The sequence below is a fragment of the Enterobacter sp. TMH.L2 genome (assembly GCF_050847315.1).
GTDB lineage: Bacteria > Pseudomonadota > Gammaproteobacteria > Enterobacterales > Enterobacteriaceae > Cedecea.
This window is the reverse complement of the sequence record NZ_CP193791.1, coordinates 3,144,917-3,166,044: the sequence shown is the minus strand read 5'-3', so window position 1 is coordinate 3,166,044 and position 21,128 is coordinate 3,144,917. Positions and strand designations below refer to the sequence as shown.

Sequence of the window (21,128 nt, the reverse complement as noted above, 5' to 3'; positions counted from 1 at the left end):
GATGGGAAACGGATGGCATGAATGGCCGCTGATGGTCTTTACGGTGTTAGGCCAGTGCGTTGCGGGCGGGTTTATCGCTATGGCATTGGCGCTATTGTATGGCGTGAAGGACAAGGCGGTTCGCAAGCGCGCCGAATTGCTGATGGTGGTGCTATGGATCCTGATGGGCATCGGCTTTATTGCCTCAATTCTGCATCTCGGTTCGCCGCTGCGAGCGTTCAACTCCCTGAATCGCCTCGGCAGTTCAGCGCTGAGCAATGAAATTGCCAGCGGATCGGTATTCTTTGCGGTGGGTGGTTTCTGGTGGCTTTTGACCGTGCTCGGAAAAATGCCTCAGGCACTCAGCAAAGTCTGGGTCGTAATCACCATGATTCTGGGCGTGGTATTTGTCTGGATGATGAGTCGGGTTTACCTGATTGACACAGTTCCGACCTGGTTTAGCGTCTGGACGCCGCTGAGCTTCTTCCTGACGATGTTTATCGGTGGTCCACTGCTGGGCTATTTGCTGCTTTCTGCAGCCGGGGTTAGCGGTTGGGGGATGCGTATATTGCCTGTCGTCTCACTGCTTGCTTTGCTGGTTAGCATGGTTGTTGTGCTGATGCAGGGGATGGAACTGGCTACGCTGCATAACTCTATTCAACAGGCATCTGCGCTGGTGCCGGAGTACGGTTCGCTGATGGCCGGGCGGATGGTTCTGCTGGTGATTGCTCTGGTCGGCTGGATTGTACCGCAGCTGAAAGGCTCTCGGCCTGGCGTCGGTCTGCTGACGTTGGCGATGGTCTTGATGATTGCAGGTGAACTTATCGGTCGCGGCGTTTTCTACGGGCTGCATATGACGGTTGGTATGGCGATAGCGAGCTAACATTTCATCGAGTTATAAGCGCGTCTGAGGGCGCGCTTTTTCATCTTCTCGCATAAGAAAATTTCACCTGAATATCCATGAAATTTTTGATTGCTCATTTTGACCTGCTTCCCGCTATATCGCATCAAAAACAGCGAGATACAATTTACGTGACTCCGGTCACTTATTAACAGGATAAGTTTTTCAAATCGTACCCGCTCAAACCCTCCATACCCCCCATTATTGCTGGATTGACAATCAATTTACCGGTGGCATGATGCGCACAAATTTCCTGATTTCCTCACGGTTTGATACCCATGACCACCTATACCCGTCCCGTATTGCTCCTGCTTTGCGGGCTTTTGCTGCTGACTCTGGCGATGGCGGTTTTAAACACGCTCGTCCCGCTTTGGCTGGCTCACGATAATCTTCCTACCTGGCAGGTCGGGATGGTGGGCTCCGCCTACTTTACCGGCAACCTGGTCGGGACATTGATTACCGGATGGGTGATTAAGCGTCACGGGTTTAACCGCAGCTACTATCTTGCCTCCATTATCTTTGCCGTGGGCTGTATTGGCCTCGGGCTGATGGTTGGTTTCTGGAGCTGGATGGTCTGGCGCTTTGTGGCCGGCGTGGGCTGCGCCATGATTTGGGTTGTGGTTGAAAGCGCCCTGATGTGCAGCGGGACTTCCCGCAACCGTGGCCGTCTGCTGGCGGCTTATATGACCGTTTACTACATCGGGATGGTGGTCGGCCAACTGATGGTCAGCAAGCTTTCTACAGAGCTGATGAACGTTCTGCCCTGGGCTACCGCGCTGGTGCTGGCCGCTATTCTACCATTGCTGTTTACCCATATCGTGAGCGACGGGGATGAGCATCGGGATAACACGCCGGTCTGGCCGATGCTGCGTCTGCGCCAGGCTCGACTGGGCGTGAACGGCTGCATTATGTCAGGTATCGTACTCGGCTCTCTGTATGGTCTGATGCCGTTGTATTTGAACCATCAGGGCGTGAGTGACTCCGGTATTGGCTTCTGGATGGCGCTGATGATCAGCGCGGGTATTGTTGGTCAGTGGCCTATGGGGCGTCTGGCGGACAAATATGGCCGTCTGCTGGTGCTGCGTGTGCAGGTGTTTGTGGTGATTCTCGGCTGTCTGGCGATGCTCAGCAACGCCGCCATGGGGCCTGCGCTATTCGTTCTGGGGGCTTTTGGTTTCACGCTCTACCCGGTGGCGATGGCCTGGGCTTGCGAAAGGATTGAGCGTCATCAGCTGGTGGCGATGAATCAGGCGCTGTTGCTGAGCTACACCATCGGGAGCTTAATTGGGCCGACAGTGACTGCGCTGCTGATGCAAAACTACTCTGATAACGTGCTGTTTATCATGATGGCCGCAGTGTCATTTGTTTACCTGATGATGCTGCTGCGTAAGGCGGGCCATCATCCAACCCCGGTGGCTCACGCTTAATCAGCTTGCCGCGTCTATAGACCCGATCTCATGGGCGTTTGTGGCTGGTTGAGCTATGTGAGGCCCTGCTGAGAAGTGAGCGAGCCGAAAGAAAAATATACGTGCTCCCACAGAGGGGAGCACGGTTCGAATCAGTACATCACTTTATGGCCGTACTGCTCCAGAATACCTTTCACCCGCTCCATCGTTTCCTTCTTCGGCGGGTGCACGCCATCCAGCTTGTATTCTTCGCCCATCGCCACCCACTTGTGTTTGCCCAGCTCGTGGTATGGCAGCAGCTCGATTTTTTCAACGTTGCCCATATCGCGGGTAAATTCCCCGAGTCGATGTGCAGAGTCGTCATCGTCAGACCAGCCCGGTACAACAACGTAGCGGATCCACACTTTAATGTCTTTTTTCGACAGATATTGCGCAAATTCAAGCGTGCGGTGGTTTGACACGCCCACCAGGTTTTGGTGGATTTCGTCGTTCATCTGCTTGAGATCGAGCATTACCAGGTCGGTGACTTCCAGCAGCTCATCAATCACCGGATCGTAGCGGCGAACAAAGCCGTTGGTGTCCAGGCAGGTATGAATCCCCTCTTTACGGCAGGCGCGGAACCAGTCACGTACGAACTCGGCCTGCAGAATAGCTTCGCCGCCGGATGCGGTAACGCCGCCGCCCGAGGCATTCATGAAGTGGCGATAGGTAACAACTTCTTTCATCAGCTCTTCTACCGTCACTTCTTTGCCACCGTGGGTGTCCCAGGTGTCGCGGTTGTGGCAGTAAAGGCAGCGCATCAGGCAGCCCTGAAAGAAGGTGATAAAACGGATACCGGGGCCGTCCACGGTACCGCAGGATTCAAAAGAGTGAATTCGTCCGATTGCTGACATTGCGGTGATCTCTCCAGATGTGGCCCGTCCAGGGCCTGTGTCGTGCACAGCTCAAGCCGGCTGTGTTAAGTCTGTTTTGACAGATACCCAGAGTATAGATAGCTGGCAAAGCAGGCTGAGGGTAGGGAGGTGAGTAAAAAGGCCCCACGGGAGTGGAGCCTTTATATAGTACGCTTCTTCAGTCTGACAAGGAATTAGATGGACTGAGTGAAGGTACGGGTAATAACGTCCTGCTGCTGCTCTTTAGTCAGCGAGTTGAAACGAACGGCATAACCGGATACGCGAATGGTCAGCTGAGGATATTTCTCAGGGTTTTCCATCGCATCCAGCAGCATTTCACGGTTCATTACGTTGACGTTCAGGTGCTGACCACCTTCGATGTTTGCTTCGTGGTGGAAGTAACCATCCATCAGACCTGCAAGGTTGGTTTTACGCACGTCATCGTCTTTACCCAGCGCGTTTGGCACGATGGAGAAGGTATAAGAGATACCATCTTTCGCGTAGGCAAACGGCAGTTTAGCGACGGAGGTCAGAGAGGCAACGGCACCTTTCTGGTCACGACCGTGCATTGGGTTAGCGCCTGGACCGAACGGAGTACCTGCACGACGACCGTCTGGGGTGTTACCGGTTTTCTTACCATAAACCACGTTAGAGGTGATGGTCAGAACAGACTGGGTCGCGATAGCGCCACGGTAGGTGGTCAGTTTCTGAATTTTCTTCATGAAACGTTCTACCAGGTCAACGGCGATGTCATCTACGCGAGGATCGTTGTTACCGAACTGTGGATATTCACCTTCGATTTCGAAGTCGATAGCCAGACCGTCTTCGTCGCGGATAGGTTTCACTTTCGCGTATTTGATTGCAGACAGGGAGTCAGCCGCAACGGACAGGCCAGCGATACCACAAGCCATGGTGCGAACAACGTCACGGTCGTGCAGAGCCATCAGAGACGCTTCGTAGCTGTATTTATCATGCATGTAGTGAATGATGTTCAGCGCGGTAACGTACTGTTTAGCCAGCCAGTCCATGAAGTGATCCAGACGATCCAACACATTGTCGTAGTCCAGAACGTCGGCAGTGATGGGGGCTTCTTTAGGACCAACCTGCATTTTCAGTTTTTCATCAACGCCGCCGTTGATAGCGTACAGCATGGTTTTCGCCAGGTTTGCACGAGCCCCGAAGAACTGCATTTGCTTACCAACGATCATCGGGCTTACGCAGCATGCGATAGCGTAGTCATCGTTGTTGAAGTCAGGACGCATCAGATCGTCATTCTCGTACTGCAGAGAGGAGGTATCGATGGAGACTTTAGCCGCGTATTTTTTGAAGTTCAGTGGCAGTTTTTCAGACCACAGAATGGTGATGTTTGGCTCCGGAGAAGGCCCCATGGTGTACAGGGTGTTCAGGAAGCGGAAGCTGTTTTTGGTCACCAGAGTACGGCCATCAACGCCCATACCGCCGATAGATTCGGTTGCCCAGATTGGGTCGCCGGAGAACAGCTCATCATATTCAGGGGTACGCAGGAAGCGAACCATACGCAGTTTCATGACCAGGTGGTCAATCATTTCCTGAGCGTCTTGCTCGTTGATTTTGCCTGCTTTGATGTCGCGCTCGATGTAAGCATCCAGGAAGGTGGATACGCGACCGAAGGACATTGCAGCGCCGTTCTGAGATTTAACCGCAGCCAGGTAGCCGAAGTAAGTCCACTGAATAGCTTCCTGAGCGTTGGTAGCAGGACCGGAGATGTCGTAGCCATATTTGGCGGCCATCTCTTTGATCTGACCCAGCGCGCGGTGCTGTTCGGAGATTTCTTCACGCAGACGGATAGTCGCTTCCAGATCTTCACCGTTTTCCAGTTTGGTTTGCAGTGAGTTGAACTGAGCGAACTTGTCTTTCATCAGGTAGTCGATACCGTAGAGCGCAACGCGACGGTAGTCACCGATGATACGGCCACGGCCATAGGCATCTGGCAGACCGGTAATAACACCGGATTTACGGCAGTTCAGGATGTCTTTGGTGTAAACGTCAAACACGCCCTGGTTGTGGGTTTTGCGGTATTCGGTGAAGATCTTTTTCAGCATTGGGTCGAGTTCGCGACCGTATACTTTGCAAGAACCTTCGACCATTTTGATGCCGCCGAAAGGAATGATGGCGCGTTTCAGAGGAGCATCGGTCTGCAGACCCACGATAGTTTCGAGGGACTTGTTGATGTAGCCCGCATCGTGAGCGGTGATGGTAGACGCGAGGTCGGTATCGAAGTCAACTGGCGCGTGAGTGCTGTTTTCCAGTTTGATGCCTTCCATCACGCTGTCCCACAGTTTGGTAGTTGCGTCGGTAGCACCTGCCAGGAAGGACTCGTCACCCTCGTACGGGGTGTAGTTTTTCTGAATAAAGTCACGGACGTTAACTTCATTCTGCCAGTCGCCTTTAGCAAAACCTTCCCAGGCTGTGGCTAACTTTTCATTTTGCTCGGACATGTAACACCTACCTTTAATGTGGAGTTCTTAAACCTGCGTACTGACGGAGCTTAGTGCTTGTCGCCACCGCGCAGATAAATTACCCAGTATGTCAACCCAACCAGTAAACCTCCGCCGATGATGTTTCCGATGGTGACTGGAATCAGGTTATCGGTGATGAAGTTCAGCACGGTCAGATGCGAGAAACTTGCCGGAGAAGACCCTACGGCGGTCCAGAATTCCGGGCTGGCAAAGTCACGAACCACGATAGCCATCGGGATCATGAACATATTTGCGATGCTGTGCTCAAAGCCGCTGGCAACAAACATGGCAACCGGAAGGATCATAGCAAACATTTTGTCCATCAGGCTGCGGCCGGAGTAGCTCATCCAGACGGCGAGACACACCATCAGGTTTGCCAGAATGCCAAGGCAGACGGCCTCAACAAATGTGTGGTGCATTTTATGATCTGCGGTTTGCAGGACATTCAGTCCCCATGCGCCGTTGGCGGTCATATACATGCCGGACAGCCAGATCAGCAGCACAAAGAGTAGAGCACCGATCAGGTTACCGATGTAGACGTTAGCCCAGTTACGCAGTAGCTGGCCCCAAGTGATACGGCCGCTGGCTTTGGCTACGACGATAAGCACGGTGGAGGTGAAAAGGTCAGCACCGCAGATAACGCAAAGAATTAAACCCAGTGAGAAGCATGTGCCGCCAATCAGCTTGGCAATCCCAAACGGGATCGTGGATGTGCCTGTGGTGGCGGTGATGTAGAACACGAAGGCAATCGAAATGAAGACGCCGGCGGTAATCGCTAAGTAAAAGGTCGTTAGCGGTTGTTTCGTTGCTTTATAGACGCCAGCATCTTCGGCAATTTTTGCCATCGCTGGTGGAAGTACTAGATCAAAAGGGTTGTCAGCTTTCACACTAACTCTCTCTTATTTAATTCGGCGAGGAGATACTAACAAAGCATTATAGAGTAAAAATTGATGTGGATCATATCTCGCCAAGCTAATAGGCACTGAAAAAGCAGGTCTTTACCTGTTTTTCATCTTAATTTATTGATTATAAATGAAAAAATAAATTTTAATAATTATAGATAAAATTGAATTAAGCATCTCCCTTACGCGAAATTGGTTAATTATAATGGGGTATTTTTATATTTTGATAACATTATTGCCGCTGTCAAAAAATAACTATTTACCTGAAGTTAACCAAAAAATTACATAATAAATTATTATTGTTGCAATAATAAAAAGGGGCGCAAAAAGCGCCCCGTAATATAGCTCAGACAAGGTGCCGTGCGCACCAGGAAGTTGTCAGGAAATTACTTTACCTGCCAATATTTGGCTTTAGCGCGCTGTAATTTTTCGTACGCGGCAAGCAGCGCCTGATGCGCCGGGAAAGCTTTCAGATCTTTATCCACTGGCTGCAGCCCATAGAAGGCCGCTTCACCGCTCATTGCCGCGCTGGCGGCATCCACGGCTTCAGCCCCGTACATACGGACGAAAGCGTTCAGGTATTGCAGAGGCTCGCGCTCTTCTTCCTGTGACAACAGAAGCAGAGTTTGCAGGCAGCGGTAGTAGTTGGCACGCTCAGGACTAAAGATGGAAGCGTTGAACTCCATGGTCCATTCGGTCCAGATCAGTGCCTGCTCAAGATCGCCGCCCGCTAGCGCCAGCATGGCTTTCAGTTCGCCAATGCGCAGCGTGTACCAGCCGTTATCTTTCCCGGTAGCCAGGCCCAGTAATTCACGCACGCGGGTGAAATCATCGTGGCCTTCGTCGTCCAGTTGGGCAATCAGATCGAGGTAGTCTTGCTGCTCCCATTCGCTGTCCGGCAGCGCAAGAATTGTTTCACGCAGGTGGCTGCCCATGCTGTTGTTGGCCAGCAGCAGGTCGTCGGCAGGGTAAATATCAGACATGCCTGGGACGATAATACGGCAGGCGTAAACGTCTAAATGCTCGTAGTCGGCGATATACACTTCTTTATCTTCCGACTTGAAGATAGCCATCAGGGTAGCGAACTCTTCTTCCGTTGTGCCAGCAAAGCTCCAGTCAGCAAACGGGTAATCTGCATCCTGCTTGAACATATCCCAGGAAATCAGGCCGCTGGAATCGATGAAGTGTGTTTCCAGGTTCGCGTGTTCAGCGACTTCTTCATCGTCGAAGGTTGGCGGCGTAAAGACATCCAGATCTTTCAGACCGCGCCCCTGCAGCAGCTCGGTGACGGTACGCTCGAGCGCTACGCCAAAATCAGGGTGCGCGCCGAAGGAAGCGAAACAAGTTCCGTTGGCCGGATTGAACAGCACGACGCAGATAACCGGGTACTTACCGCCCAGAGAACCGTCGTACGCAAAAATAGGGAAGCCTTCAGCTTCAAGCGTTTTAATGGACTCCACGACGCCTGGATAGCGGGCCAGCACATCCTGTGGGATCTCTGGCAGGCTGATGCTTTCTGCGATAATGCGGTTTTTGATATGACGCTCGAAGACTTCAGACAGACCCTGGACCCGTGCTTCATTAGCCGTGTTGCCCGCAGACATGCCGTTGGAGACGTACAGGTTACCAATGATGTTCATCGGGATATAAACAGTTTGCAGGTCTGACTGGCGGGTGAACGGCAGAGCACAAATACCGCGCTCTTCGTTCCCGGACTGCAGATCGATCAGCATCCCGGCGCCGACTTCGTTTTCCGGGTCGTAGAAAGCGCGCAGACGATCGTCGAGGATGCCCTCAGGCAGTTGGTCATCTTCCGGCAGCGGGAACCATTTCTCGTTCGGGTAATGCACGAACGGGCCGTTCGCAATCGTATCGCCCAGCCAGAAGTCGGCGAAGAAGTAGTTAGTCGACAGACGTTCAAAATATTCACCCAGCGCGGATGCCAGCGCGGCTTTTTTGGTCGCACCTTTACCGTTGGTGAAGCACAGGGCGCTGTCTTTGTCGCGGATATGCACTGACCAAACGTTGGGTACCGGGTTAAGCCAGGAGGCTTCTTCGATATTAAAACCGAGATCGGTCAGCTTTTTCTGGAAGCGAGCGATGGAGTCTTCCAGGGCGGCATCTTTGCCGGGGATAAATGTCTGGGTCATGGGGTTCACTTTAATGGTACGCAAAACGCGCAATGATACGGGTTTTACCGGGCAGACGCTATCCTCCGCACGGTGCAGGCGACGCTAGCATAACAGGCTATGCCTGCTTACAGTAACTCGCTGTTATGGTAGTAAAATGACTGGCCGCCATTGGGCATGTCCGTCGTATTGCCTTGCCGTCGGAAATCGGGCAGTTTTTTCGCTTGCCGGAAGATTGTGTTGTGTGATTTTGCTCACATTGGTCTTCCGCGAGGGATTAACCATTGCAACACTGCGCCGCTGAATGATAAAACCGATAATGTAATAAAAACTTATTGCTCGAGGCGTGGTGAGGGGAAATGACACAGGTATACAATTTTAGTTCTGGTCCGGCGATGCTGCCGGCTGAAGTACTTCGTCGTGCACAACAGGAGCTGTGCGACTGGCACGGCTTGGGTACTTCCGTAATGGAAATTAGCCACCGTGGTAAAGAGTTTATTCAGGTCGCTGAAGAGGCGGAAAAAGATTTTCGCGATCTGCTGCAAATCCCCTCCAACTATAAAGTTTTATTCTGCCACGGCGGCGGGCGCGGTCAGTTTGCAGGCGTGCCGCTGAATATTCTCGGTGACAAAACCACCGCCGACTACATTGACGGCGGCTACTGGGCAAATAGCGCAATTAAAGAAGCGAAAAAATACTGCCAGCCGGTTGCCCATGACGTAAAAATCACCGTGGACGGTAAACGTGCTATTAAGCCAATGAGTGAATGGCTGGTATCTGATAACAGCGCGTTTCTGCACTATTGTCCGAACGAGACAATTGACGGTATCTCAATCGACGAAACCCCAGATTTTGGTGATACCGTTGTTGCCGCCGATTTCTCTTCTACTATTTTGTCTCGCCCTATCGACGTTAGCCGTTTCGGCGTTATCTATGCTGGCGCACAGAAAAACATCGGCCCTGCCGGCCTGACGCTGGTTGTTGTTCGTGAAGATCTGCTAGGCAAGGCGCACAAAGCGTGTCCGTCGATTATCGATTACACCGTGCTGAACGATAATGACTCAATGTTTAACACGCCGCCGACTTTTGCCTGGTATCTGGCAGGCCTGGTCTTTAAATGGCTGAAAGAGCAGGGCGGCGTTGCCTCGATGGATCGTATCAACCAGGCCAAGGCTGAGTTGCTGTACGGCGTGATTGATAACAGCGATTTCTATCGTAACGATGTTGCGGCTTCTAACCGCTCCCGGATGAACGTCCCGTTCCAACTTGCGGATAGCGCGCTGGACAAAGTGTTCCTTGACGAGTCCTTCGCTGCGGGCCTGCATTCCCTGAAAGGTCACCGCGTTGTGGGGGGGATGCGCGCCTCGATTTACAACGCGATGCCGCTCGATGGCGTCAAAGCGTTGACTGACTTCATGGTGGACTTCGAGCGTCGCCACGGTTAATTAATGCAGTAGCACTTCGCCCCGCGGCCCGTCTGCGGGGTTTTTATTCTGTTTGAGTTGAGAGTATTTTTCCCATGCTGGAATCCCTGACGTTACAACCCATCGCGCTGGTCGACGGCACCATTAATCTGCCAGGTTCAAAAAGCGTGTCTAACCGCGCGCTGCTCCTGGCCGCGCTGGCCAATGGCACCACGGTGCTGACCAATTTGCTGGATAGCGATGATGTCCGCCATATGCTTAACGCGCTGAAGGCGTTGGGCGTGAGCTATACGCTTTCGGCGGATCGTACCCGTTGTGAAGTCACCGGCGTGGCCGGCCCTCTGCAGGCACAAGGTGAGCTGGAACTCTTTTTAGGGAATGCTGGCACCGCTATGCGTCCGCTGGCTGCAGCGTTGTGCCTCGGCAGTAACAACATTGTGCTGACCGGCGAGCCGCGCATGAAAGAGCGCCCAATCGGCCATCTTGTCGATGCGCTGCGCCAGGGGGGAGCGAACATTGAGTACCTTGAGCAAGAAAATTACCCGCCGCTGCGTCTGCGTGGCGGCTTTGGCGGCGGCAAGGTTGAAGTGGACGGCAGCGTATCCAGCCAGTTCCTGACCGCGCTACTGATGACCGCCCCTCTGGCTGCACATGACACTGAAATCACCATTAAAGGCGAGCTGGTTTCCAAACCTTATATCGATATCACGCTGCATCTGATGAAAACCTTCGGCGTGGAAGTTGAAAACCGCGACTATCGCAGTTTCCTGATTCGCGGCGCACAGCAGTATCAATCCCCAGGGGCTTACCTGGTAGAAGGTGATGCCTCCTCCGCCTCTTACTTCCTGGCCGCTGGGGCAATTAAAGGTGGCGTGGTCAAGGTTACCGGCATCGGGCGGAACAGCGTGCAGGGCGATATTCGCTTTGCTGATGTACTTGAGAATATGGGCGCGAAAGTGACCTGGGGCGATGACTTCATTAGCTGTGAACGTGGTGAGCTAAACGCTATCGACATGGATATGAACCATATCCCGGATGCGGCAATGACTATCGCGACCGCGGCCCTGTTTGCTAAAGGCACGACCACGCTGCGTAACATCTATAACTGGCGCGTAAAAGAGACCGATCGCCTGAGCGCAATGGCGACGGAATTACGAAAAGTCGGTGCAGAAGTTGAAGAGGGCGAAGACTATATTAGCGTTACGCCACCGGCTAAGCTGACGTTTGCTGAAATCGGTACTTACAACGATCACCGTATGGCGATGTGTTTCTCGCTGGTGGCGTTGTCCGATACGCCAGTGACGATTCTTGACCCAGGCTGCACGGCAAAAACCTTCCCGGATTATTTCGAGCAGTTAGCTCGCATCAGTACGCCTGTATAACGTTTGTAAAACCGCATCGTCTGATGCGGTTTTTCTTTCTCTCTACGATTCCTTACAACGCCCGTTGCGCAATTCTTCTACACTCAGCCTGATTCCCGTGGATATTTGCCTGGAAAGATAACAGTCCTGACGGTTGCGGCGTATAATGCGCGGCGTTTACCACCCGCGAATCCAGCGATAGAGGAGAAAACGATGACGGCATCCGCCCCGGTAATAACGATTGATGGCCCAAGTGGCGCCGGTAAAGGCACGCTTTGTAAGGCCATGGCCGAAGCGCTGCAGTGGCATCTGCTGGACTCTGGTGCGATTTATCGCGTTCTGGCGCTCGCGGCGTTACATCACCATGTTGATGTGGCTTCCGAAGACGCGCTGGTGCCCCTTGCGGCCCACCTGGACGTTCGGTTTATTTCCACCGACGGCAATTTGGAAGTGATTCTCGAAGGGGAAGACGTTAGCGCTGAAATTCGCACTCAGGAAGTGGCAAACGCGGCTTCTCAGGTGGCCGCTTTCCCGCGTGTGCGCGAAGCCTTGCTGCGCCGCCAGCGCGCTTTTCGTGAAGCGCCGGGTCTGATTGCAGACGGCCGCGATATGGGGACCGTTGTGTTCCCGGATGCGCCGGTGAAAATTTTCCTTGATGCCTCCTCTGAAGAGCGCGCCCACAGGCGCATGCTACAGTTGCAGGAGAAGGGCTTTAGTGTTAACTTTGAGCGCCTTTTGGCCGAGATCAAGGAACGCGACGATCGCGACCGTAATCGGTCTGTAGCGCCGTTAGTGCCTGCTATAGATGCTTTAGTTCTGGATTCAACCAGTATGAGCATTGAGCAAGTGATTGAAAAAGCGCTACAATACGCCCGCGAAAAGCTGGCGCTCGCTTGAGATAGCGACCCATTTTGTAGTACCCCCGCTGCAATGGAGTGTGAGCGGGTATGTAAAACAACCCCATCCGGCATGAGGCCAGATGGACGTTAATCTAACTTTTGAAGATTAAACATGACTGAATCTTTTGCTCAACTATTTGAAGAATCCCTTAAAACAATCGAAACCCGTCCGGGTTCCATCGTTCGTGGTGTTGTTGTTGCTATCGACAAAGACGTCGTTCTGGTTGATGCGGGCCTGAAATCTGAATCTGCAATTCCTGCAGAGCAGTTCAAAAACGCAGCCGGCGAACTGGAAATCCAGGTTGGTGACGAAGTTGACGTTGCGCTGGACGCAGTAGAAGACGGCTTCGGTGAAACTCTGCTGTCCCGTGAAAAAGCTAAACGTCACGAAGCTTGGATCACGCTGGAAAAAGCTTACGAAGAAGCTGAAACTGTGGTTGGTGTTATCAACGGCAAAGTTAAAGGTGGCTTCACTGTTGAGCTGAACGGTATTCGTGCGTTCCTGCCAGGTTCCCTGGTTGACGTTCGTCCAGTTCGCGACACTCTGCACCTCGAAGGCAAAGAGCTTGAGTTCAAAGTGATCAAGCTGGACCAGAAACGCAACAACGTTGTTGTTTCCCGTCGTGCGGTTATCGAGTCTGAGAACAGCGCAGAGCGCGATCAGCTGCTTGAAAACCTGCAAGAAGGCATGGAAGTTAAAGGTATCGTTAAGAACCTCACTGACTACGGTGCATTCGTTGACCTGGGTGGCGTTGATGGCCTGCTGCACATCACCGATATGGCATGGAAACGCGTTAAGCATCCAAGCGAAATCGTGAACGTTGGCGACGAAATCACTGTTAAAGTGCTGAAGTTCGACCGCGAGCGTACTCGTGTTTCCCTCGGCCTGAAACAGCTGGGCGAAGATCCATGGGTAGCTATCGCTAAGCGTTATCCAGAAGGTACCAAACTGACTGGCCGCGTGACCAACCTGACCGACTACGGCTGCTTCGTTGAAATCGAAGAAGGCGTTGAAGGCCTGGTTCACGTTTCCGAAATGGATTGGACCAACAAAAACATCCACCCATCCAAAGTTGTTAACGTTGGTGATGTAGTGGAAGTTATGGTTCTGGATATCGACGAAGAACGTCGTCGTATCTCCCTGGGTCTGAAGCAGTGCAAAAACAACCCATGGCAGCAGTTCGCGGAAACCCACAACAAGGGTGACCGTGTTGAAGGTAAAATCAAGTCTATCACTGACTTCGGTATCTTCATCGGCCTGGACGGCGGCATCGACGGCCTGGTTCACCTGTCTGACATCTCCTGGAACGTTGCGGGCGAAGAAGCAGTACGTGAATACAAAAAAGGCGACGAAATTGCAGCCGTTGTTCTGCAGGTTGACGCAGAGCGTGAGCGTATCTCCCTGGGCGTTAAGCAGCTCGCAGAAGATCCGTTCAACAACTACGTTGCGCTGAACAAGAAAGGTACTATCGTTACTGGTAAAGTAACGGCAGTTGACGCGAAAGGTGCTACAGTTGAATTAGCAGATGGCGTAGAAGGCTACCTGCGTGCTTCTGAAGCTTCCCGTGACCGCGTTGAAGATGCAACTCTGGTTCTGAACGTTGGCGACGACGTTGAAGCTAAATTCACCGGCGTTGATCGTAAAAACCGTGTTGTTAGCCTGTCTGTTCGTGCTAAAGACGAAGCTGACGAGAAAGATGCAATTGCGACTGTTAACAACAAACAGGAAGAAGGCAACTTCTCTAACGCAATGGCTGAAGCATTCAAAGCAGCTAAAGGCGAGTAATCGTCCGAGCGTTGTATCCCGGCTTCTGCCAGGGTATAAAATCAGGGCGGCTTCGGCCGCCCTTGTTCGATTGAGAGCTGTAAGCTAATTTTCCTGAAAGGAAACCGGAGGAATCATGACCAAGTCAGAATTGATCGAAAGACTTGCAACCCAGCAATCTCACATCCCTGCAAAAGCAGTAGAAGATGCGGTGAAGGAAATGCTGGAGCATATGGCCTCTACGCTCGCCGAGGGTGAACGTATTGAAATCCGGGGTTTCGGCAGTTTCTCCTTACACTATCGCGCTCCTCGCACCGGACGTAACCCGAAAACCGGCGACAAAGTGGATCTGGAAGGTAAATACGTTCCACACTTTAAGCCAGGCAAAGAGTTGCGTGACCGCGCCAATATTTACGGCTAATTCCTTAGAGTTAGCAAAAATGGCACCTCAAATGAGGTGCCATTTTTTTTACTGATTTTGCTATTTTGCGAGCGCCTTCCTGAAGGTTAACGCAATATTGTTAAGCCGGACTCATCGGAGTTCAGGCCATCACGTATTTCTCCAATTGCTTCCTGATTTAATCTCAAGATTCCCGCACACTTCCTGTAACAAGGAGGTGAATGTGTTTTCTATTCCTGCCGTTGCTGGCGCCGTTCTGATTAGCGCTTTACCACTGTTATGGCTGTCGGTTATTCCAGAACAAAATGGGATTTTACTGTTCGTGGCGGCTGCACTGACATTGGCCTGTTTTTGGGGCCGTATCGTTTGGGTGCGCTATCTGGTGCTTTGCCTTTTTTTCTTGAGCTGGAACCTGTTGGGTGCGCGGCAAATGCTGGATATGTTCTCTGAGTTTGGGGAGAAACCGCTGACCGTACAGGTGAAAATTACGAGAAGTGATGGCGAAAAACGGCATGAACTGCGGATAGTCAAACGGGATGATCGTTACCTGTTTCCTGCGCCAGGCGTTGTATTGCGAAATAGCGTATTGCCTGAGCCTGTTTGTGAGGGGCAAACATGGTTAATGACGCTACGCCTTCGCCCGGTACATGGGCGTCTTAATGAAGGTATTTTTGACGGACAGCGCTATGCGCTTTCGCAGATGCTGCCGTTTAGTGGTCGGGTGTTGAAAGCAAGCCTTCTATCGGGCGGCTGTAATCTTCGAGGTAAATGGCTCCAACAAGCCAAAAATGCTACCGCTAATCTCCCGTGGCAGGGTGTGATTATCGCTCTGGGCTTTGGGGAGCGAATAGATGTCAGCGAAGACGTCAAAAAAATCATGCGTGATACCGGGACTGCACATCTGATGGCCATTTCTGGGCTGCATATTGCGTTAGCCGGTGGGATTGGCTGGCTGTTTGCTCGGGTTCTGCAATTTTGCCTGCCAGCTTCGATGATAGGGTTTCGTTTTCCCCTGGGGATGAGTTTTAGCGTCGCGCTATTTTACACCTGGCTGTCAGGGATGAATCCGCCGGCGGTCAGAACCCAGGTTGGAATGGGCATTTGGGCAATATTACGTCTGAGCGGCAGAAAGTGGTCATCCTGGGATGTGTTGTTGTGCTGCGTCGCGGGCATTGTGTTTAGCGAACCGATGGCTATTTTGTCTGAAAGTCTTTGGCTTTCCGCGCTTGCGGTATGCGGGCTTATCTTTTGGTACCAGTGGGTGCCGCTGCCTCGCATGACGATAAATCGCTGGCTTCGGCCTTTTGCCGATCTGCTTTATTTGCAAACAGGCATTACGCTGTTGCTCATTCCACTTCAGGTGATTTTATTTCACGGCATCAGTATGACTTCGCTGGCCGCTAATCTCTTCGCTGTGCCGTTGATTACCTTCGTTAGCGTGCCTTTCATTTTAGCCGGTATGGTGTTCGGAGAAGTCCCTGTCATTGGCGAGGTGCTTTGGTCACTGGCCGATAAATCACTTGCAGGCGTATTCGGGTTACTGGCTGGGTTGCCGGATGGGTGGAAAGAACTCGATCGCCGTTATCAATTTCTGGCGTTCATTGCCTGGTGGACCATAGTGATATGGCGATTCGGTTTTTGGCGAAGCTCTTTCGCTACCGCCGCAGCAGTGTTGCTTATGATGATGTTTCCCTTTTGGCGTAAGCCGGAGGCCAATAGCTGGGCCGTCCATATGCTTGATGTGGGCCATGGGCTTGCCGTGGTTATTGAGCGTGAAGGGAAAGCGTTACTCTACGACACGGGCAACGCATGGCCAGGGGGAGACGCGGCTAAAACCGTGATTATTCCCTGGTTAAAATGGCGAAATCTTCATCCAGAGCAGGTCATTATTAGCCATGAACATCTTGATCATATCGGCGGCTTGAAAAGTCTTAAGCAGCAGTGGCCTGCTTTAAATATTCGTAGTCCTTTACGCTGGAAGGGACATGAGCCTTGCTTTCGTGGTCAACAATGGGCATGGCAGGAGATTCAATTCGATGTGCTGTGGCCACCCGAAGAGTATGAGGGAAGCAGCAACAATCGCTCTTGTGTGGTTAAAGTTAGTCACGGAGGATTCAGCCTTTTGCTTACGGGGGACCTGGAGGCGAATGCAGAATTGGCTATGCTGAGAAAACGGTGGCAAACGCTAGAAGCAAACGTCCTGCAGGTTCCACATCACGGGAGCCGAACTTCGTCCAGCGGCCCTTTACTGAGAGCCGTTTCAGGCAGCGTGGCACTGGCTTCTGCTTCCAAGTTTAACGCCTGGCGCTTACCGTCTTCAACAATTATTCATCGTTACCGGCAATACGGTTATCAGTGGCATGACACGGCACAATCAGGGCAGCTGACAATTGAAATAAAAGGTGATAAATGGCAAATCTCTGGCTTCAGAGAACAAATATTGCCCCGTTGGTATCATCAGTGGTTTGGCGTCACCCGAGATAATGGGTAGAATATGCGGCTATTTCATAAAAGGCTGGTTCGACTTAATGCAGAACGATAAAGATCTCTCCACATGGCAGACTTTCCGCCGGCTCTGGCCGATGATTTCCCCCTTTAGAACGGGTCTGATTGTGGCTGGGATAGCGTTAATCCTCAATGCGGCGAGTGATACCTACATGCTTTCGCTGCTTAAACCATTACTGGATGATGGTTTTGGTAAAACGGACTCTTCTGTACTGCTATGGATGCCAGTGGCCGTGATTGCGTTGATGCTGCTGCGCGGCGTGACCAGCTATGTTTCAAGCTACTGTATTTCATGGGTGTCAGGTATGGTGGTCATGAACATGCGTCGCCGACTGTTCAGCCACATGATGGGGATGCCGGTTTCATTCTTCGACCAGCAGTCCACCGGGACGTTACTCTCCCGTATTACCTATGATTCTGAGCAGGTTGCCTCTTCCTCTTCCGGCGCGCTGATCACCGTTGTCCGTGAGGGAGCATCAATTATTGGCCTATTTATATTGATGTTCTGGTACAGCTGGCAGCTTTCAGTGATCCTGATCGTGTTGGCACCGGTTGTGTCTTTTGCCATTCGCTTTGTCTCTAAGCGCTTCCGTAATATCAGCAAAAACATGCAGAACACCATGGGGCAGGTGACAACCAGCGCAGAGCAGATGCTGAAGGGGCACAAAGAAGTGCTTATTTTCGGTGGCCAGCAGGTAGAAACCGACCGCTTTGACAAGGTCAGTAACCGCATGCGTAATCAGGGGATGAAGCTGGTTTCAGCCTCTTCTATCTCTGATCCGATTATTCAGCTTATTGCTTCCCTTGCGTTGGCCTTTGTGCTTTATGCCGCCAGCTTCCCTAGCGTGATGGAAACCCTGACAGCCGGCACCATTACCGTGGTGTTCTCCTCCATGATTGCGCTAATGCGTCCGCTTAAGTCACTGACTAACGTCAACGCTCAATTCCAGCGCGGGATGGCAGCGTGCCAAACGCTGTTCTCTATCCTTGACTCTGAGCAGGAAAAGGACGGTGGCAAACTGGTCATCGATCGTTCTAAAGGTGACGTTGAATTCCGCAATGTGACCTTCACCTATCCAGGCCGTGATGTCCCGGCGCTGCGCAATATCAACCTGACCATTCCAGCAGGAAAAACCGTTGCGCTGGTAGGGCGTTCAGGTTCGGGTAAATCGACGATTGCCAGCCTGATCACGCGTTTCTACGAGCAGCAGGAAGGTGCCATCCTGATTGACGGGCACGACATACGCGAATACACCCTTGCGTCTCTGCGTAATCAGGTGGGGCTGGTGTCGCAAAATGTTCATCTCTTTAACGATACCGTGGCGAATAATATTGCCTACGCCCGTACCGGCGAGTATTCCCGTGAAGATATCGAAAAGGCCGCGCGCATGGCTTACGCGATGGACTTCATTAGCAAAATGGACAACGGGCTGGATACCATTATCGGTGAAAATGGTGTGCTGCTGTCTGGTGGCCAGCGTCAGCGTATCGCTATCGCTCGCGCGCTGCTGCGTGACAGCCCCATCCTGATCCTGGATGAAGCAACCTCTGCGCTCGACACTGAGTCGGAGCGCGCGATTCAATCTGCCCTGGATGAACTGCAAAAAAACCGCACATCACTGGTGATTGCTCACCGTCTGTCGACGATTGAGCAGGCTGATGAAATCGTGGTGGTGGAAGATGGTTGTATCGTCGAACGCGGGCCTCACCTGGAGCTGCTGGCCCATCGTGGCGTCTATGCCCAGCTACATAAGATGCAATTCGGCGAATGATAGAGCGTATCTGGTCGGGAAAATCACCTCTCTACCTGCTGCTGTTGCCGCTTTCCTGGCTTTATGGCCTGGTGAGCGGCGTTATTCGCCTGTCTTACCGTATTGGTCTGCGTGCCATATGGCGTGCCCCTGTACCTGTGGTGGTCGTTGGAAACCTGACGGCGGGGGGAAACGGGAAAACCCCCGTTGTTATCTGGCTTGTGGAACAGCTACAGCAGCGTGGCGTGCGAGTTGGCGTTGTGTCCCGGGGCTACGGCGGAAAAGCGGCAGCGTACCCTTTGCTGCTTGACGCAAAAACCACACCTTCCGAAGCGGGAGACGAACCGGTACTTATTTTTCAACGCACCGGAGCGCCCGTCGCCGTTGCGCCAAAGCGTAGCGAGGCTGTAAAAGCCCTCATCGCGGCTGAAGCTCCGCAAATCATCATTACCGACGATGGCCTGCAGCATTATGCTCTAGGGCGTGATAAAGAAATCGTTGTGATCGACGGGGCCCGCAGGTTCGGTAATGGCTGGTGGTTACCTGCCGGGCCAATGCGCGAAAGAGCCGGGCGTCTGCGCAGCGTGGACGCAATTATCGTCAATGGTGGAGAACCGCAGGCTGGTGAAATCGCCATGCGCTTGAAGCCCGGGCTCGCCATTAACGTACTCACCGGTGAACGCCGGCCGGTCACTGATTTTACTGACGTTGTGGCTATGGCCGGTATTGGCCATCCGCCGCGTTTCTTTGCCACGCTTGCGCAATGCGGTATTACGCCGGTGAAAACAGTGGCGCTGGCCGATCATCAGGCAATTACCGAACAGGATATGTTGGCTATCGCGACGGCGGAACAAGTCGTACTGATGACGGAAAAAGATGCAGTAAAATGCCGTGCGTTTGCCGGGGGGCATACAAACTGGTGGTATCTGCCGGTTGATGCGCAGCTTGCTTCACCTCTCGCGGAAACTCTCCTCAAGCAATTACTGGCACTGGTGCGTTAATCTCTGCGGCACCGGTTTTTCGTTCGTTGATTACAGGTGTGCCATGACCGTTTCACAACTTTCATTACGAGCAGCCCGAAATCTCCACCTTGCGGCCCAGGGATTACTTCAAAAGCCTCGTCGTCGTGCACGGCCCTCTGACGTTGCCGACGCGATTTCCCGCATGTCGCTGCTGCAAATTGACACCATTAATATTGTTGCCCGCAGCCCTTACCTCGTCTTGTTCAGTCGCCTTGGTCAGTATGAATCTGGCTGGCTTGATAGTGCCCTGGTGAGCGGTGAGCTAATCGAATACTGGGCGCATGAAGCCTGTTTTTTGCCGAAAAAAGATTTTGCGCTCATTCGCCACCGGATGCTGAGCCCTGAAAACATGGGCTGGAAATACCGTCCCGAATGGATGAATGAGCATGCGGAAGATATCAGCCAGCTGCTCGCTTATATCAAAGACAATGGCCCCGTCCGTTCAGCTGATTTTGAGCATCCACGCAAAGGCGCGAGCGGCTGGTGGGAATGGAAGCCACAGAAAAAACATCTTGAGGGGTTATTTACCGCCGGACAGGTGATGGTGACGGAACGGCGTAATTTTCAAAGAGTTTACGATTTAACCCAGCGCGTTATGCCGCACTGGAACGATGCCTTGCATCTGATTGAGCAGCCCGAGGCTGAGTTACTCATGCTGGAAAACAGCGCCCGTAGCCTGGGGATCTTCCGTCCGGAATGGCTCGCTGATTACTACCGACTGAAAAATATTGCGTTAAAGCCCCTGATAGAAAGCTGGCTTTCATCGGGCAATGTCATTCGCGTCCAGGCCGATACACTGGGCGATATGCTGCTGCATCATTCGCTGCTACCGCTGCTTGAAAAAGCGCAGCAAAATCAGCTTAACGCTACCCACAGCGCCGTGCTTTCACCGTTTGACCCGGTCGTTTGGGATCGTCGCAGAGCAGAGGTGCTGTTTAACTTTTCCTATCGACTGGAATGCTATACCCCAGCGGAAAAGCGTCGCTATGGTTATTTTGTTTTACCGCTGCTGCACAAAGGAGCGCTGGTGGGCAGGATAGACGCCAAAATGCACCGTAAGCAGGGGGAGCTGGAGGTCATAAGCCTCTATCTGGAAGAGGGCATAAAAATCACCGACGCCTTGCAGGCAGGTCTGCGTGGTGCACTGACGGAATTTGCGCGCTGGCAATCCGCGACGCATCTTACCCTGGGTATTTTGCCCGCAGAATTAAGAGAAAGCTGGGGTACTGGCTGGGAAATGGCCCCGGCTGGCTAGTCATTTATGCTATTCTGGTGCCGTTGATGGCACTCATC

General features: G+C 52.4%; 15 protein-coding genes. 11 read left to right on the top strand and 4 right to left on the bottom strand.

Annotation, left to right across the window (positions count from 1 at the left end; genetic code table 11):
• The first annotated feature begins 1 nt into the window (after nt 1).
• Nucleotides 2-862, top strand: a complete 861-nt coding sequence (locus tag ACREYP_RS15270; RefSeq protein ID WP_336817851.1) for a dimethyl sulfoxide reductase anchor subunit family protein — start codon at nt 2-4, stop codon at nt 860-862.
• Between the two features lie 296 nt (nt 863-1,158).
• On the top strand, nt 1,159-2,307 hold the full coding sequence (locus ACREYP_RS15265; protein WP_008461162.1) for an MFS transporter: 1,149 nt from the start codon (nt 1,159-1,161) through the stop codon (nt 2,305-2,307).
• A 131-nt stretch (nt 2,308-2,438) separates the two neighbouring features.
• Here the strand turns inward: ACREYP_RS15265 and pflA are convergent, their stop codons facing one another.
• From pflA to ycaO, 4 genes are all read right to left on the bottom strand, one after another.
• Complete coding sequence (gene pflA / locus ACREYP_RS15260) at nt 2,439-3,179, bottom strand: pyruvate formate lyase 1-activating protein (protein WP_008461164.1); 741 nt, start codon at nt 3,177-3,179, stop codon at nt 2,439-2,441.
• Between the two features lie 194 nt (nt 3,180-3,373).
• Nucleotides 3,374-5,656 carry a formate C-acetyltransferase gene (gene pflB / locus ACREYP_RS15255; RefSeq protein WP_008461167.1) on the bottom strand — a complete coding sequence of 761 codons (2,283 nt, stop codon included), beginning with the start codon at nt 5,654-5,656 and terminating at the stop codon, nt 3,374-3,376.
• A gap of 50 nt (nt 5,657-5,706) precedes the next feature.
• Nucleotides 5,707-6,564: a formate transporter FocA gene (gene focA, locus ACREYP_RS15250; protein WP_008461168.1), complete on the bottom strand. Its 858-nt coding sequence runs from the start codon at nt 6,562-6,564 to the stop codon at nt 5,707-5,709.
• Nucleotides 6,565-6,965: 401 nt separating this feature from the next.
• Nucleotides 6,966-8,729 (bottom strand): 30S ribosomal protein S12 methylthiotransferase accessory factor YcaO, encoded by a 1,764-nt coding sequence (ycaO, locus tag ACREYP_RS15245; RefSeq protein ID WP_008461170.1) that lies wholly within the window; start codon nt 8,727-8,729, stop codon nt 6,966-6,968.
• Between the two features lie 338 nt (nt 8,730-9,067).
• Between ycaO and serC the strand changes: the two genes are divergently transcribed.
• The 9 genes from serC to ACREYP_RS15200 all read left to right on the top strand — a co-directional run bounded on the left by serC (nt 9,068) and on the right by ACREYP_RS15200 (nt 21,090).
• Nucleotides 9,068-10,153, top strand: a complete 1,086-nt coding sequence (gene serC, locus ACREYP_RS15240) for a 3-phosphoserine/phosphohydroxythreonine transaminase (protein WP_166995492.1) — start codon at nt 9,068-9,070, stop codon at nt 10,151-10,153.
• 77 nt (nt 10,154-10,230) lie between these two features.
• Nucleotides 10,231-11,514 (top strand): 3-phosphoshikimate 1-carboxyvinyltransferase, encoded by a 1,284-nt coding sequence (gene aroA / locus ACREYP_RS15235; RefSeq protein ID WP_498881403.1) that lies wholly within the window; start codon nt 10,231-10,233, stop codon nt 11,512-11,514.
• Nucleotides 11,515-11,706: 192 nt separating this feature from the next.
• The gene (gene cmk, locus ACREYP_RS15230; protein ID WP_008461178.1) at nt 11,707-12,390 is read left to right on the top strand and encodes a (d)CMP kinase; all 684 of its coding nucleotides are present in this window, start codon (nt 11,707-11,709) and stop codon (nt 12,388-12,390) included.
• Between the two features lie 114 nt (nt 12,391-12,504).
• Nucleotides 12,505-14,178 carry a 30S ribosomal protein S1 gene (rpsA, locus tag ACREYP_RS15225; protein ID WP_008461180.1) on the top strand — a complete coding sequence of 558 codons (1,674 nt, stop codon included), beginning with the start codon at nt 12,505-12,507 and terminating at the stop codon, nt 14,176-14,178.
• A gap of 115 nt (nt 14,179-14,293) precedes the next feature.
• Nucleotides 14,294-14,578 carry an integration host factor subunit beta gene (gene ihfB / locus ACREYP_RS15220; protein ID WP_008461182.1) on the top strand — a complete coding sequence of 95 codons (285 nt, stop codon included), beginning with the start codon at nt 14,294-14,296 and terminating at the stop codon, nt 14,576-14,578.
• Nucleotides 14,579-14,780: 202 nt separating this feature from the next.
• Nucleotides 14,781-17,048 carry an MBL fold metallo-hydrolase gene (locus tag ACREYP_RS15215; protein WP_498880964.1) on the top strand — a complete coding sequence of 756 codons (2,268 nt, stop codon included), beginning with the start codon at nt 14,781-14,783 and terminating at the stop codon, nt 17,046-17,048.
• Nucleotides 17,049-17,085: 37 nt separating this feature from the next.
• Nucleotides 17,086-18,834 carry a lipid A ABC transporter ATP-binding protein/permease MsbA gene (gene msbA / locus ACREYP_RS15210; RefSeq protein WP_166995496.1) on the top strand — a complete coding sequence of 583 codons (1,749 nt, stop codon included), beginning with the start codon at nt 17,086-17,088 and terminating at the stop codon, nt 18,832-18,834.
• Nucleotides 18,831-19,814 (top strand): tetraacyldisaccharide 4'-kinase, encoded by a 984-nt coding sequence (gene lpxK / locus ACREYP_RS15205; RefSeq protein WP_336817850.1) that lies wholly within the window; start codon nt 18,831-18,833, stop codon nt 19,812-19,814. The genes msbA and lpxK overlap by 4 nt, the downstream gene beginning before the upstream one ends.
• A 43-nt stretch (nt 19,815-19,857) precedes the next feature.
• A complete protein-coding gene (locus ACREYP_RS15200; protein ID WP_336817849.1) occupies nt 19,858-21,090 on the top strand; it encodes a winged helix-turn-helix domain-containing protein in 1,233 nt (410 codons plus the stop codon).
• Nucleotides 21,091-21,128: the final 38 nt, after the last annotated feature.

Coding starts and splice junctions, on each gene's coding strand:
- ACREYP_RS15265 (WP_008461162.1), top strand. CDS start 1,159: ATGACCACCTATACCCGTCCCGTATTGCTCCTGCTTTGCGGGCTTTTG.
- lpxK (WP_336817850.1), top strand. CDS start 18,831: ATGATAGAGCGTATCTGGTCGGGAAAATCACCTCTCTACCTGCTGCTG.
- pflB (WP_008461167.1), bottom strand. CDS start 5,656: ATGTCCGAGCAAAATGAAAAGTTAGCCACAGCCTGGGAAGGTTTTGCT.
- ACREYP_RS15270 (WP_336817851.1), top strand. CDS start 2: ATGGGAAACGGATGGCATGAATGGCCGCTGATGGTCTTTACGGTGTTA.
- rpsA (WP_008461180.1), top strand. CDS start 12,505: ATGACTGAATCTTTTGCTCAACTATTTGAAGAATCCCTTAAAACAATC.
- pflA (WP_008461164.1), bottom strand. CDS start 3,179: ATGTCAGCAATCGGACGAATTCACTCTTTTGAATCCTGCGGTACCGTG.
- msbA (WP_166995496.1), top strand. CDS start 17,086: ATGCAGAACGATAAAGATCTCTCCACATGGCAGACTTTCCGCCGGCTC.
- cmk (WP_008461178.1), top strand. CDS start 11,707: ATGACGGCATCCGCCCCGGTAATAACGATTGATGGCCCAAGTGGCGCC.
- ihfB (WP_008461182.1), top strand. CDS start 14,294: ATGACCAAGTCAGAATTGATCGAAAGACTTGCAACCCAGCAATCTCAC.
- serC (WP_166995492.1), top strand. CDS start 9,068: ATGACACAGGTATACAATTTTAGTTCTGGTCCGGCGATGCTGCCGGCT.
- ycaO (WP_008461170.1), bottom strand. CDS start 8,729: ATGACCCAGACATTTATCCCCGGCAAAGATGCCGCCCTGGAAGACTCC.
- ACREYP_RS15200 (WP_336817849.1), top strand. CDS start 19,858: ATGACCGTTTCACAACTTTCATTACGAGCAGCCCGAAATCTCCACCTT.